The following is a 15,242-nucleotide window of genomic DNA, read 5'->3' as shown; positions in this document are numbered from 1 at the left end:
TATTACTTTCCTTTATACAATTCCTTGTGCCATCATTGCACGAGCTACTTTCATGAATCCGGCGATATTAGCACCTTTTACATAGTTGATATATTCGCCTTCACGACCGTGTTCTACACATTGTTGATGGATATTGCTCATAATCTGATGTAAGCGCGCATCTACTTCTTCTGCACTCCATGAGATGTGCATAGCATTTTGGGTCATTTCCAAGCCAGAAGTAGCTACACCACCCGCATTGACTGCTTTGCCTGGAGCAAACAACTGCTTGTGTTCGATAAACAAGTCTACTGCTTCGGCTGTACATCCCATATTGGAAACTTCGGCTACACACAATGTCTTATTTTCTATCAACATTTTGGCGTCGTTAGCATCCAATTCATTTTGAGTTGCACATGGTAAGGCGATGTCAACTTTTTGTTCCCAAGGTTTACGTCCAGGATAGAATGTTGCGTTCGGGAATTCTTCAACATATGGTGCGACAACATCGTTTCCAGATGCACGAAGTTCAAGCATATAATCTATTTTCTTACCAGAGATGCCATCTGGGTCGTATACATAACCGTCAGGTCCGGAAATTGTTACAACCTTAGCTCCTAATTCTGTCGCTTTTGTTGCTGCACCCCATGCTACGTTTCCGAAGCCAGAGATTGCAACTGTTTTACCTTTTATGTCAATTCCGTGCTCATCTAACATCTGATGTACGAAATACAAAGCTCCAAAACCTGTTGCTTCTGGGCGCAGAATAGAGCCTCCGAATTCCATTCCTTTACCTGTAAATGTTCCTGTATTCTCGCGAGCCAATTTCTTATACATGCCATACAGATAACCAATCTCACGACCTCCAACTCCAATATCACCGGCAGGTACATCCGTATCTGGACCTATATTTCTCCATAATTCCAATATAAAGGCCTGGCAGAAACGCATAATTTCAGCATCGCTCTTACCTCTTGGAGCGAAATCTGAACCACCTTTACCACCACCCATAGGCAATGTTGTAAGGGCGTTCTTGAATGTCTGTTCAAATCCTAAGAATTTTAGGATAGACAAGTTAACGGACGGATGGAAACGCAGACCTCCTTTGTACGGGCCTATTGCATTATTGAATTGAACGCGGTAACCTAAATTAATCTGAACCTCACCTTTATCGTCTACCCAAGGTACACGGAATGTAAATATACGGTCTGGTTCTACCAAACGTTCTATGATTTTAGCTTTTTCAAACTCTGGGTGCTCATTATACACCTCTTCTATTGATAAAAGAACTTCTTTAACAGCTTGCAAGTACTCTTTCTCTCCCGGGTGCTTAGCTTCCAGTGATGATAAAATCGCTTCTGTTTTCATGTTGTAATTGCTTTAAGTCTAACATTATGATTACAAAGGTAGCGATTGAACTGGAATATACAAGGTTTTAGCTTACAATTTGCAAGATGTTCCGTATGTTATTAAGCATACAACCTTTGAGAAGCAAAATTTGTTATATAAAAAGCTTACCAAAATTTGTTTTGATTTGGGTTATATTCAAATCCTACGGATTCCAGTTCTTCTACAATATTTTTCTTGTTCACGTGCATATCTTCGCATAATTCATCGAGCGACTTGTAGTTGTCTCTTAAGTTTGTATTGATGAAGCTAAACAGAATCATCGGGTCTTTAGGTAGTTCCATTTGTTTTTTTATTTATTATAAATCTGATAACCTTATTTTCGAGGTGCAAAGTTATGATATTTTTTTATGAAGTGTTTAGCTGATAATTATTCTTTGTAAAATAAAAATACCGGAGAACAAAAGTATTTGTTTCTGCAACATCATCTTTTGTCTCCGGTATCTGTGTATTATCGGTCAAATATCAGTCTTCATTAAGAGCATTGTCTTACTCTTATTTTCTTTTTCTGCGTTCCATTTCCGCTTTCAGCATGCGAAGTTCACGACCAGTTTGTCCTGCAACTGACGTATTTTCTTCTGCCCGCCGAATTAGGTATGGAAGTACATCATTGACCTTTGCATAAGGAACATATTTAGTAACATTATATCCCTCATGAGCCAGATTGAACGATATATTGTCGCTCATACCCAACAATTGGGCGAAGAAGATTCGAGGATCATTTTTCTTTAATCCTTTTTCTTCTATCAATTTGGCTAACTTGTAATTACTTTCTTCATTGTGAGTGCCCATGAACATTTCGAAACGATCGATATGATCAACGACAAAACGTACACCCGCGTCATAATTTTCGTCAGTAGCCTGTTTGTCTTTGCAAATAGGGTCGGGATAACCCATAGCAGCTGCACGAGCCCGTTCTTCTTCCATGTAAGCTCCACGTACGAACTTAATACCCGGAATATAATCTTTTTCAATAGCGTCTGCGTATATTTTTTGCAGATAAGCCATACGGTCATGCCGGTACATCTGTAATGTTGCAAAAACGATTGCACGCTTCTTGTTAAATTTGCGCATGGCATCGTCTGTCAATTTATCGATGGCGTCTTGGAAGCAGTAATCTTCCGCATCAACCAGAATGCGAACATCATTCTCATATGCTCGCTGGCATAAAGCCATGAATCGTTCTTTAAATTCCCGGAAGGCTTTTACTTCCTCAATTGTCAGTTCACTGTGTCTTTCTGAAGCTTTAGCGAGCAATTCATCTGTTGTGATGGTAGAAGGTTTGAATACCGCATAAGCGAGGTTTTTATTTTCCTTTGCATAATCGATGGAACGGATAGTTTCATCAAATGTAGCTTGGATTCCTTCAGGGGTTTGTTCACCTTCAGCCGAGAAGTCAAGTGTTGACATCACATTGAACTCCTTCAAATGATTGATCGCTTTTTCACAATCCTGCAAGGTCTCACCACCGACAAATTGTTTATAAAGTGTGGGCTTAACGGCCCATGCCAGTGGAAAATGGATCTTCAACGCGATCAGAGTAGCCCATTTGGCAAACTTAACCAAACCGGGATATTTGATCGTATTGAACAGAAGGTAAGCATTTTTCAGCTCACCTTCACTTTTTGCCGAAAAGGCAATTTCTGTATTATTAAAATCAAGCATGATTGTCACGTAATTACAAGGTTAACGGATAAACTTGATAAATTATTCTTCTCCTAAGAACGGATAACCGTAGCTGGTAGGAGGTACTAATGTTTCCTTGATACAACGAGGATTTGTCCAGCGGATTAAGTTCAATGGACCACCAGCCTTATCGTTTGTACCAGAAGCACGAGAACCACCAAACGGCTGCTGAGCAATTACAGCTCCTGTCGGTTTATCGTTGATGTAGAAGTTACCAGCTGAATAGCGTAAAATGTTAAATGCCTTATCAATAGCATAACGGTCGTATGCAAAGATTGAGCCTGTCAAACCATATGGAGATGTACGATCGCAAAGACGTAATGTTTCTTCGTAATCTTTGTCTTCATATACGTAAACAGTTATAACCGGACCAAAGATTTCTTCTACCATACTCTTGAACATCGGATCGGTTGTCTGGATGACAGTTGGTTCAACAAAGTAACCTACTGATTTATCTCCATGTCCACCAAATACAATTTCAGCGTCTGGTGATTGCTTTGCATATTCGATATAACTCATGATGTTATCGAATGAAGCTTCGTCGATAACGGCATTGATGAAGTTGCTGAAGTCACGAACATCACCCATCTTGATTTCTTTCAGCATGTCACCTACATATTCTTTAACTTCCTTCCATAAAGAAGCTGGAATATAAGCACGAGAACCTGCTGAACATTTCTGACCTTGATATTCGAAAGCACCTCTTACAATAGCTGTTGCTACGTCTAATGCAGATGCTGACGGATGAGCAAAGATATAATTCTTACCACCAGTTTCTCCTACAATCTTCGGATATGATTTGTAATGTCCTAAGTTTTCACCTATCTGACGCCACAATGTGTTGAATGTTGTTGTAGAACCAGTAAAGTGGAAACCTGCTAAGTCAGGACTTGCTGTAATAACTTTACCGATAACACTTCCTTGACCCGGAATGAAGTTAACAACACCATCAGGCAGGCCTGCCTCTTTGAATACTTTCATCAGGAAGTAGTTAGAATACAAAGCAGTTGTAGATGGTTTCCATACGGCAACATTACCCATCATGGCTGGAGCCATATTCAAGTTAGAAGCAATGGAAGTGAAATTAAACGGGGTCAGTGAAAAGACGAAACCTTCCAAGGCACGGTATTCCATCCGGTTAAGGGTACCTTTTTCTGAATAAGGTTGGTCAGCGTAAACCTGGCTGGCATAGAATGTACTGAAGCGAAGAAAATCGATTAATTCGCAAGGAGCATCAATTTCTGCTTGGAACGGGTTCTTACTTTGTCCTAACATAACCGATGCGTTCAATACATAACGGTATTTGGTTGACAAAAGTTCTGCTACACGCAACATTAGAGATGCACGTTCTACCCAAGGCAGATCAGACCATTCTTTGTGAGCTTTCATAGCTGCATCAATAGCCATCTGTACTTCTTTTTCACCAGCCTTGTGGTAAGTAGCCAAAACATGATGGTGATCGTGCGGCATAACTACATTACCAGTGTTACCTGTATAAACTTCTTTTCCACCAATAATAAGAGGTATTTCCCATTTTTCTGAAGCTAATTGTGCTAATGCACTTTTTAAAGCTTTTTTTTCACTTGAACCGGGAGCATATGATTTTACCGGTTCGTTCTCTGGTTTGGGAAATCTAAAAATTGCATTATCCATACAGTATTAATGTTTTTAATGGTTATCTTTAAATATGTGCGTAAACATAGTCAAATTCTTTCAAAAGTAAATAATATGAAGCGTTAAAAAAACACTACAAAATAAATTCAGTTGTTTCTATGAGCTAAATATCATCTTTAATGGGGACTTTTGTATTGAAGAGTTGTTTAATCCCTAAATTATTCCTCTTATATTAATATAGGTATATAGGGAATGACGGTCAATTCTCGTGACTTTTGATTTTAGTTCTCGTTAGTTTTAATTTGAAATCTCGAGAGATTCGTTTTTAAGTATAAAGGGAATAGTGGGATGATCTAAGTTTCTTGGAAAAGATACTCATCGGGACTTTGTTGGAGCCTAATTACTGGTATTAATCTGAATTGTTGTTGTGAAAAAAGGTCATGTAGAAATATAAATATCAAATTTCCTGAAAATGTATTGTTTTTCTGAAATATATTGAGTAATATTGCCGCACAAAGAGCAAAATAATAAAATAAAATGAGAAATCGATTGCGTACCGACAACATGTATCATACATGGGCATTAATGACCCCTTGGGGGGTTAGCATTTGACACTTCCGTTCGAGTGGACAAGGTTGTTCCTATATTTATGGAGCTCCGAACGTAAACTTTTGCTCGTCCACATTTCATTTACAGTTTTATTCATTTAATATTAATTTCTGGAGAGTAATTTTCCGATCGTCATAATTTCTTTTTTCAGGTGGGGAAATTATTGTCCGCATATTCATAAAAGGATGAAAGTATTAAAATTTGGCGGAACTTCCGTTGGTACAGTTGAAAGTATTTTAAGCGTAAAAAAAATAGTTGAAGCGATTGATGAACCTGTAATTGTGGTTGTCTCTGCCTTGGGAGGCATCACCGATAAATTATTACAGACGTCGGCAATGGCCGCAAAAAGTGATGTCGCTTACGAAAAAGAATTTTCTGCCATTATAACCCGTCATCTCGATGTCATTGAAGGCGTTATTCCGGATTTAGAGACTCGGCGTAGTGTACAGCGTCGTGCAATGGGTTTATTGGATGAATTGGGTAATATTTTGCGAGGAGTCTTTTTGATTAATGATCTTTCAGCGAAGACATCTGATACGATTGTCAGTTATGGCGAGCGATTGTCTTCTTTGATCGTTTCTCATGTGATCAAAGATGCTCAGTTATTTGATTCCCGTAAATTTATCAAAACGGTAAAGCAGTTCAATAAGCATATTGTAGATTTTGAACAGACAAATCAGTTGATTCGTGAGACTTTTAATCCGCTTCCTAAGGTTTCGCTCGTCCCAGGTTTTATTTCAACGAGCCGGGATAATGGAGAAATTACTAATTTAGGACGAGGCGGTTCTGATTATACGGCGTCTATTCTGGCAACAGCTTTAGATGCTTCTGTTTTGGAAATATGGACTGATGTTGACGGTTTCATGACAGCCGATCCGCGTGTCATCAATTCTGCCTATGTAATAGACCGGTTGAGTTTTACGGAGGCAATGGAATTGTGTAACTTTGGTGCCAAAGTTATTTATCCGCCTACGATTTATCCGGTTTACCATAAGAATATACCGATCCTGATTCGCAATACATTTAATCCAGAAGCTCCGGGAACCTATATTTCTCGCGAAAAGGAAAAATATGATGGAAAAGCATTGATTAAAGGAATCTCTTCGATTAATGATACATGTCTGATTACGGTTCAAGGCTTAGGTATGGTTGGTGTGATCGGTGTGAATTACCGTATTTTCAAGACATTGGCCAAGAACGGTATCAGTGTGTTTATGGTATCTCAGGCCAGTTCAGAAAATAACACAACCTTTGCCGTTCGGAATGCTGATGCAGATTTGGCAGTAGAGGTTCTGAATAAAGAATTTGCTTCTGAACGGGCTCAGGGTGATATGAATGATACCGTGGCAGAAAAAGACCTGGCTACAGTTGCTATCGTAGGAGAAAATATGAAGCGTACTCCGGGTATTGCCGGTAAATTGTTTGGAACATTAGGTCGGGCCGGTATCAGTGTTATTGCCTGTGCTCAAGGAGCCTCCGAGACAAACATTTCGTTTGTTATTAAGCGGGAATATCTTCGTAAGGCCTTGAACTCAATTCACGATTCCTTTTTTCTGTCAGAATATAAGGTATTGAACCTTTTTGTAGTCGGTATTGGTACTGTTGGAGGGAACCTGTTAGAACAGATTCGTCTGCAACAGCCTAAGCTGATGGAACAGAACGGACTGAAATTGAATATTGTTGGTATTGCCAATTCAAAGAAAGTTCTGATCAATCGGGATGGCATCAATTTAGATAATTATCGAGAAGAATTGATGACTAAGGGAATGGACAGTACACCCGATACGTTATGTGAGCAGGTATTGGGTATGAATATATTCAATTCTGTATTCGTTGATTGTACGGCGAGCCCGGACGTGGCAGCTCTTTATGCGCGTTTGATGAATGGAAACGTATCGGTTGTGGCCGCTAATAAGGAAGCAGCTTCTTCACCGTATGAGAATTACCAGTTGCTGAAAGAAACAGCTCGTCATCGGGGAATTAAGTTTTTGTTTGAGACGAATGTCGGAGCTGGCCTGCCTATTATCAATACAATGAATGATCTGCGTAATAGTGGAGATCATATATTAAAACTGGAAGCAGTTCTTTCAGGTACATTAAATTACATCTTTAATACGATTGGTCCGGATATTCCGTTAAGCCAGGCCATCCACATGGCGATGGATGCCGGTTATGCTGAGCCGGATCCTCGCATAGACTTAAGTGGAAAAGATGTAATTCGTAAGTTAGTTATCTTGGCTCGTGAGGCGGGCTATCGGGTAGAACAGGCAGATGTGAAAAAAGAATTGTTTATACCAGATACTTATTTCCAGGGTTCGCTGGAGGATTTCTGGAAGAATATTCCCAAAATGGATGTGGAATTCGAGGAAAAACGGAAGCATCTGGAAGGGGAAAACAAGCGCTTGCGTTTTGTTGCCAAGATGGATAATGGGGCTTGCCAGGTAGGTTTAGAGGCGTTTGATAGTCATCATCCCTTCTATGAACTGGAAGGAAGCAACAATATTATCATGATTTCTACGGAAAGATACCATGATTATCCTATGATCATCAAAGGTTACGGAGCTGGAGCTGATGTGACAGCTGCTGGAGTCTTTGCGGATATCATATCGATTGCGAATATTCGTTGATCAATAAGATTTTATCGTCGGTAAGGTTTTTCTCCCATTGGACCTTACCGGCTTTAGGGAAGATATATCAGAATGCTATTGCTTCTGATTAATGAAATAAACAAATAATGACTGCTTATGAAAACACTCATCATTTTAGGAGACGGAATGGCCGACGAGCCTATTGATGAATTAGGAGGGAAAACGCCATTGCAGTATGCTGATACACCCTTTATGGATGCATTAGCCCGCTTAGGGACGACAGGCCGGTTGAAAACAGTTGCCGACGGTTTTCATCCGGGTAGTGAAGTAGCTAATATGGCTGTATTGGGATATGACTTGCCTACTGTTTATGAAGGACGTGGTGTTTTGGAAGCAGCCAGTATGGGGGTAGATCTGAAGCCAGACGAATTAGCCATGCGGTGTAATTTAGTTTGTATTGAAGGTGATTTGTTGAAAAATCATTCGGCGGGACATATCCGAACTGAGGAAGCAGATCTCTTGATACGAAGTTTAAATAGGGCATTGGGATCAGATCGAATCAGATTTTATACGGGTGTATCTTATCGTCATCTATTGGTCGTAAAAGGTGGTGACAAACGATTGGTTTGCATTCCGCCTCATGATATTCCTCTGCATCCTTTTCGTCCGAATATGGTCCGGGCTGAAGTGCCGGAAGCTGAAGAGACGGCAGCTTTGCTGAATCAATTAATCATGCAATCCCAAGAGGTATTGAAAGATCATCCGGTAAACCTGCGGAGAATTCAGGAAGGACATGATGCGGCGAATAGCATCTGGCCTTGGTCTCCAGGCGTACGTCCGGCAATGCAGACGTTGAAATCGATGTATGGAATTCAGAAAAGTTCGGTTATTTCGGCGGTGGATCTGATTCGTGGAATAGGTGTATATGCCGGAATGAAAGTGATACATGTTGAGGGAGCTACCGGATTGTATGATACAAATTACGAAGGTAAGGCTGATGCCGCTTTAGAAGCCTTGAAGACAGACGACTTGGTTTACCTGCATGTAGAAGCAAGTGATGAGGCCGGGCATGAAGGTGATGTCCGATTGAAAATACAAACTATCGAAGATTTGGATCATCGTATTGTGGGGCCTATCTTTCAAGCATTACAAACGTGGAAAGAACCGGTGGCTATTGCTGTTCTGCCGGATCATCCTACACCTTGTTCTATACGGACGCATACGAATGTCCCGGTGCCTTTCCTGATCTATCGTCCCGGAGATGAACCGGACCCGGTAATGACTTTTGACGAATTTTCTGTAGAAAATGGGAAATATGGGCTGCTGGAGAAAGATGAATTTATCAGACAGTTAATTAAATCAGAGAAGTAATTATGAAATACTATAGTACGAATCGGAAAGCACCACTGGCATCTTTAGAAGAAGCCGTGGTGAAAGGCCTGGCTGGTGATAAAGGCTTGTATATGCCTGAACGTATTCCAACATTGGATAAGACTTTTATCCAAAATATGAAACACCTGTCTTTCCATGAGATTGCTTGCACTGTTGCGCAGGCTTTCTTTAGTGAGGACATAGAGAAAGATATACTTCAGCAGATTGTTTGTGATACGTTGTCTTTTGACACGCCGGTAGTAAACGTAACGGAAAATATTTATAGCCTGGAGCTTTTCCACGGTCCGACATTGGCATTCAAGGATGTTGGCGCCCGGTTTATGGCACGATTGCTGGGATATTTTATCCGGAAAGAAGGGTTGAAGCAAGTAAATGTGCTGGTGGCTACTTCCGGAGATACGGGTAGTGCCGTAGCGAATGGCTTCTTAGGTGTAGAAGGAATCCATGTCTATGTCTTATATCCCAAAGGAAAAGTGAGTCCTATTCAGGAATGCCAGTTTACTACCTTAGGCCAGAATATAACCGCATTGGAGATTGACGGTACGTTTGATGACTGTCAGGCCTTGGTAAAATCGGCTTTTATGGATGAAGACTTAAATGCACATTTAAAGCTGACTTCTGCCAATTCTATCAATGTGGCCCGTTTCCTGCCGCAGTCGTTCTATTATTTTCATGCATATGCTCAGTTGGATAAATTAGGGAAAACTGATCAATTGGTATGTTGTGTCCCGAGTGGAAACTTCGGGAATATAACGGCGGGCCTGTTTGCGCAACGCATGGGATTGCCAATTCAACATTTTATTGCAGCGAATAACCGGAATGATGTCTTTTGGGAGTATCTGAAAACCGGTATTTATACCCCGCGCCCGTCGGTACAGACAATAGCTAATGCCATGGACGTAGGAGCTCCCAGTAATTTTGCCCGTATTTTAGCCTTGTATGAAGATGGAGAGGATGTGCATGCTGAAATCTGCAAACATATTTCGGGGGCACATTATACCGATGAGGAAATAGCCGAAACGATTCGGAATACCTATCAGCAGACAGGTTATTTGCTGGATCCGCATGGTGCCTGTGGTTTCCAGGCATTGAAGGATTATCTGCCGAAAGATGCCTATGGCGTGTTCCTGGAAACGGCCCATCCTGCCAAATTCAAGGGAACTGTCGACCGAATCTTGGGAAGTGATATTTCTATTCCTGAAAAGTTACAGGCCTTTATGAAAGGAGAAAAGCAAAGTGTTGAGCTGACAAAAGATTTTGATACCTTTAAGCAGTATTTGTTGAGCAGGTAAATTGAACAACGATGTAGGATATTTTTGCTCACAACCGGTGGAACAGGTTGGGCTGTATGAAGCCGGTTGCTTTTTTGAAATTAACGAGAATCAAAAACGATTATAGCGAGAAATGTTTTTAATTCTCGTTATATTTATAAGAAGATATCATGTGCCATCTGAAGGCATCTGAAATAGGAGAGAATGTTTACGTTATAATCCCGCAGTAATCGCTTTCCATAAATTGTCGTTAGGAACGGGTGCAATGATCTGGATTGCTTCTTTGGATACCGGATGAATAAAGGACGCACTGTGGGCATGCAGGCTGATTCCTCCGTCAGGATTAGAACGGTCAAATCCGTATTTGAGGTCTCCTTTAATCGGACATCCCATTTTCGCTAACTGGCATCGTATCTGATGATGGCGACCGGTTTTTAGATCAATCTCCAACAGGTAATATTTGTCGGAATGAGCAATCACCCGGTAGTGCAGAACAGCCTTTTTGGCGTTCGGACGTTCGGTATCATAGGCATAACTCTTGTTTTGTTTCTCGTTTCTTACCAGCCAGTTTACCAATTCATCTTCTTCTTTAGGAGGCCGGTTCTTCACGATAGCCCAGTAGGTTTTCTTGACACCGCCACTACGGAACATTTCATTCAAGCGGGAAAGAGCTTTACTGGTCTTGGCAAAGATAACTACACCACTCACCGGACGATCCAGACGATGGGTAACACCGACAAATACATTTCCCGGCTTATTATATTTCTCTTTCAGCCAGGTTTTCAGTAGTTCAGACAACGGTGTATCACCTGTTTTGTCGCCCTGAACAATTTCCCGGCACGTCTTGTTGACGGCTATAATATGATTGTCTTCGTAGATGACTTCCACACCAATAGATTATTAATAATTGACAAGGGACAATTGACCGGACGAAAGGTCCGGTGGTCAATTGTCCGTCGTCAATACAATTTTACATATTCATACCACCGTCAACCTGGATAACCTGACCTGATACATAAGAAGACATATCAGAAGCCAAGAATGTAGCGATATTAGCCACATCTTCCGGTGTACCACCACGGCGCAAAGGTATTTTCTTGCACCATTCCTGACGGATTTCTTCTGGCAAAGCTGCTGTCATATCTGTGATAATAAAGCCCGGAGCAATTGCATTGGCACGAATACCGCGAGAACCCAATTCTTGAGCAATTGATTTTGCTAAGCCAATCATACCTGCCTTTGAAGCAGAGTAGTTACACTGGCCTGCATTTCCGTGAACTCCAACCACTGAAGCCATATTGATGATACTGCCAGAACGCTGTTTCATCATAATCGGTGTACAAGCATGAATAAAGTTGAAGGCAGATTTCAGATTGACATTCAGTACGGCATCCCACTGACCTTCGCTCATACGCATCATCAGACCGTCTTTAGTAATACCAGCATTGTTTACCAAAACATCAATACGTCCGAAATCTTTTACAATCTCAGCTATCACCTGATGTGTTTCTTCGAAGTTGGCTGCATTGGAAGCATAACCTTTGGCTTTCACGCCTAAGGCTTCCAATTCTTTCTGTGTAGCCAAACCATTCTCGTCGATTACCAAATCAGTAAATGCAATGTTTGCCCCTTCTGAAGCGAACTTCAATGCAACGGCTTTTCCGATGCCGCGGGCAGCGCCGGTAATAACGGCTACTTTACCTTCCAATAATTTCATATTCTTTTTTCTCTTTTAAAGATTAACATTTAATCAAACAAGCACCTGTTGAATAACCTCCGCCAAAGACTGTCAGAGCTATCAAATCATTTTTCTTGAATGTATGTGCATTTTGAGCATATACTAAGGCTGAACTAACCGAACCGGTGTTCCCTAATTCTTCGATGTTGTGTAGGAACTTTTCTTCCGGCAAGTTCAATTGTTTGGCGATGTTGGGCATGATACGCATATTTGCCTGATGCCCGATAAAATAGCTTAAGTCATTCAGTGTATATCCATTTTTTTCTAATAGGAATAATACATTCTTGGGCATATAGGTACATGCCTGGATGAATACATCACGTCCTTCTGGCATCATAATACCACCATCACGAGGGCGCAGATGAACGGCTTCAGGAGCTTTCGGCAGATAACCGAGCCCTTGTGTATATATTTCAATGATTTCAGGATCTTTTTCAGTGATTCGTTCTTTGGAAATGAAGAAAGCTGCTGCTGCATCTCCCCATAAATGTCCGGCTTTCGGATCGGTCTCATTCCAATAAGCTGAGTTCTTATCGGCTCCCAGAATCAATGCTTTGCTTGCTTTGCCCATAGCAAAATAGCCTTCTACAACCTCCAGTGCATTGAGGAAAGAAGAACAAGCTGAGGACAAATATAAAGCTTTTGCATTTTCGATATTGAATTCAAACTGAGCCTTGTGGGCTGCAGTTGCTACTGTGTCGTAAGGTGAATAGGAGGCGGAAATAATAAGATCTACCTCGGTAATGTCGTAAGGTAACAGAGGCAGAGCATTACGGATAGCTTCCATACTCATTGTGTTGATATTTTCTTCCGGTTTCGCTATCGCACGTGTACGGATTCCTGTACGTTGTTCGATCCATTCGCTGGTTAAGCCATTCAACTCCAAAAAATGTTGGTTATCTACCCGCGCTTCGGGTACATAAAAACCTGTCGCATTAATATACATCGTCTCTTGATTATTTCTTTATCTTAATACCATTGAATATTAAATTCATTACATTGTCTCTCCGTTGGATCCGCTGGCTGATGTTATCGCCCATAATACCTCGGATATAAGGTACTTCCAATCCTTTTAAGGCATGGTGCAGAACCAGTGCTGTGATCTCGGTATCCGGCATGGAAAAAATGCCTTCTTTTACGCCGTCATCCAAGATTCCTTTTAGAATTTCTATTTCACGCATATCAAAGCTTTTCCGAACTTTTTCTACTCGCCATATATCCCGGAAGAAAGTTGCACGCAATGTCCCGTTGCGGAAAACCAAAGCCTTCACGGCATCCAGGCGTGCGTAGATGAAAGTCATTAATTTCTCATCGGCTGGTAAGTCTTTCTCTGCTACATCGCACAGCATCTTGTGTAGGCGATTTAATTCAGATTCGACTACAGCCAGGTAAATTTCGTTCTTGCTTTTGAAATAGGTGTATAGAGTCCGGCGTCCTTTTTTGGAAGCCAGTGCAATATCATTCATCGTGGTATTATCAACCCCCATGCGGGCAAACAGTTGTCTGGCCACATCGATCAACATTTCCCTCGTTTTTGAAACTGTCATCGGCATAACGTATTGCACAATTTAAATATTTTTGTGCGCAAAAGTACTCAAAAAGAATTATATGTTACAAGTAGAATAAAAAAAACTTGCGAAAAATTTGTTCTTTGTAAAAATAGTCTTACCTTTGCACCCGAAATGATCATAATAATGATTATACTTGATCGCGGAGTGGAGCAGTGGTAGCTCGTTGGGCTCATAACCCAAAGGTCGTCTGTTCGAATCAGGCCTCCGCAACAAAAAGGAATGTAAAGAGAATCTAAGTAAAATAGGGTTCTCTTTTTTTGTATCCAGAAGAAAAGTTGTTAAGGTTTAAAAACGGAACAAGCGAGAATCGATCCTGATCCTCGCTTGTTCCGTTTTTAATTCTCGTTTATTTTAATCAAACTTCTCCGCCTGCTCCGGTGAAGCTGGCTAAGCTGATATTTTCTTGTTGCTGGAATGCTTCCCGGCGATATTTACATTGCTTTAACGCGCAATTGCTACATTTCTGTTTATCGAAGATATTACAAGGGTCCAAATGGATGGTCAGCTGAACTTTATTGGCATATTTATCCCGCAGAAGGTTCTGTAATTTGTCAGCTTCGCGGTGACCTTCTTCGATGGTATAATACCAAGGAATAGTTAAATCACAATCAATATACAAGTAGCTTCCCGACTTGATGATTCGTGTATTGTGGATGTCTATCCATTCTGGCGGGCGTTTTTCATTCAACGTCTGAACCAGATCATTCAGCAATTGTTCGTCGGCTGCATCAAGCAGATTGGCAATAGTCTTGCGTAAGATGGATATTCCGGTGCCGGCAATGATACCTCCGAATAATAAAGCTAACAAGCTATCGATCCATACAATTTTAGTGAAGTAAAGCACGAGCAGACCTGCCACCAGTCCAATCGTTGAATAGGTGTCGGATTGCAGATGCTTTCCTCCGGCAACCAAGGCAATGGAGTCATAGCGTTTCCCGATGCGGATGCTATACCATCCCATTAAATAATTGAGTAGTCCTGAAAAGGCTACAATATAGATACCTATATCCAAATGTTGGACTTCAACCGGCGAGAACAAGCGCTTGATGCCTTCGTAGATAATCATACCACCAGCAATACTGATTAAGATACCTTCTACTGAAGCTGATATCAATTCTATTTTTCCGTGTCCGAAAGGATGACGTTCATCTTTCGGGCGTCCGCTGAAATGCAAGCTGTATAAGCTGAGAAAACCGGCTGCTACATTCACAATACTTTCCATAGCATCGGTCAGCACACCTACCGAATGAGTCAGGTAATAGGCAATGAATTTGCCTATCAGAATCAAACAAGAGATGGATACAATGTATTTTTGTACCTTTTGTTTCAGCATCTCTTCATCAATCAGGCTTTCCATTTTAAATAGATTGAATTAAATTATATTGAT

General features: G+C 41.0%; 12 protein-coding genes and 1 tRNA gene. 4 read left to right on the top strand and 9 right to left on the bottom strand.

All coding sequences use genetic code 11. The features are described from left to right. Positions 1–12: 12 nt before the first annotated feature. The 4 genes from gdhA to pruA all read right to left on the bottom strand — a co-directional run bounded on the left by gdhA (position 13) and on the right by pruA (position 4,725). A complete protein-coding gene (gdhA, locus tag NEE14_RS07185; protein ID WP_251967982.1) occupies positions 13–1,347 on the bottom strand; it encodes an NADP-specific glutamate dehydrogenase in 1,335 nt (444 codons plus the stop codon). Between the two features lie 146 nt (positions 1,348–1,493). Further along, entirely contained in the window at positions 1,494–1,670 is a 177-nt protein-coding gene (locus NEE14_RS07180; RefSeq protein ID WP_251967981.1) for a DUF4250 domain-containing protein, read from the bottom strand. A 211-nt stretch (positions 1,671–1,881) separates the two neighbouring features. Then, entirely contained in the window at positions 1,882–3,051 is a 1,170-nt protein-coding gene (locus NEE14_RS07175) for a proline dehydrogenase family protein (RefSeq protein ID WP_251967980.1), read from the bottom strand. A gap of 42 nt (positions 3,052–3,093) precedes the next feature. Further along, the gene (gene pruA / locus NEE14_RS07170; RefSeq protein ID WP_251967979.1) at positions 3,094–4,725 is read right to left on the bottom strand and encodes an L-glutamate gamma-semialdehyde dehydrogenase; all 1,632 of its coding nucleotides are present in this window, start codon (positions 4,723–4,725) and stop codon (positions 3,094–3,096) included. A 755-nt stretch (positions 4,726–5,480) separates the two neighbouring features. Here pruA and thrA point away from each other — a divergent pair. From thrA to thrC, 3 genes are all read left to right on the top strand, one after another. Then, on the top strand, positions 5,481–7,922 hold the full coding sequence (thrA, locus tag NEE14_RS07165) for a bifunctional aspartate kinase/homoserine dehydrogenase I (RefSeq protein ID WP_251967978.1): 2,442 nt from the start codon (positions 5,481–5,483) through the stop codon (positions 7,920–7,922). Positions 7,923–8,039: 117 nt separating this feature from the next. Next, a complete protein-coding gene (locus NEE14_RS07160) occupies positions 8,040–9,254 on the top strand; it encodes a cofactor-independent phosphoglycerate mutase (RefSeq protein WP_251967977.1) in 1,215 nt (404 codons plus the stop codon). A 2-nt stretch (positions 9,255–9,256) separates the two neighbouring features. Further along, complete coding sequence (thrC, locus tag NEE14_RS07155) at positions 9,257–10,567, top strand: threonine synthase (protein ID WP_251967976.1); 1,311 nt, start codon at positions 9,257–9,259, stop codon at positions 10,565–10,567. 192 nt (positions 10,568–10,759) lie between these two features. Here the strand turns inward: thrC and NEE14_RS07150 are convergent, their stop codons facing one another. The 4 genes from NEE14_RS07150 to NEE14_RS07135 form a co-directional block, all read right to left on the bottom strand. Next, positions 10,760–11,434, bottom strand: coding sequence for an RluA family pseudouridine synthase (locus tag NEE14_RS07150; protein ID WP_251967975.1), 675 nt, complete (start codon positions 11,432–11,434; stop codon positions 10,760–10,762). Positions 11,435–11,516: 82 nt separating this feature from the next. Continuing rightward, complete coding sequence (gene fabG, locus NEE14_RS07145) at positions 11,517–12,263, bottom strand: 3-oxoacyl-[acyl-carrier-protein] reductase (protein ID WP_251967974.1); 747 nt, start codon at positions 12,261–12,263, stop codon at positions 11,517–11,519. A 22-nt stretch (positions 12,264–12,285) separates the two neighbouring features. Then, complete coding sequence (locus NEE14_RS07140) at positions 12,286–13,230, bottom strand: 3-oxoacyl-ACP synthase III family protein (protein ID WP_251967973.1); 945 nt, start codon at positions 13,228–13,230, stop codon at positions 12,286–12,288. Between the two features lie 10 nt (positions 13,231–13,240). Continuing rightward, positions 13,241–13,837, bottom strand: a complete 597-nt coding sequence (locus NEE14_RS07135) for a TetR/AcrR family transcriptional regulator (RefSeq protein ID WP_422394701.1) — start codon at positions 13,835–13,837, stop codon at positions 13,241–13,243. 156 nt (positions 13,838–13,993) lie between these two features. On the opposite strand from NEE14_RS07135, the gene NEE14_RS07130 reads away from it, so the two are divergent. Continuing rightward, positions 13,994–14,065: transfer RNA gene (locus NEE14_RS07130), tRNA-Met, on the top strand. A 145-nt stretch (positions 14,066–14,210) separates the two neighbouring features. Here NEE14_RS07130 and NEE14_RS07125 read toward each other — a convergent pair. Beyond that, entirely contained in the window at positions 14,211–15,212 is a 1,002-nt protein-coding gene (locus tag NEE14_RS07125; RefSeq protein WP_251967971.1) for a cation diffusion facilitator family transporter, read from the bottom strand. Between the last annotated feature and the right edge of the window lie 30 nt (positions 15,213–15,242).

This window comes from Parabacteroides sp. AD58 (assembly GCF_023744375.2).
Lineage (GTDB): Bacteria > Bacteroidota > Bacteroidia > Bacteroidales > Tannerellaceae > Parabacteroides > Parabacteroides absconsus.
The sequence above is the reverse complement of the archived record's forward strand: the minus strand, read 5'-3'. Positions and strand labels throughout refer to the sequence as shown.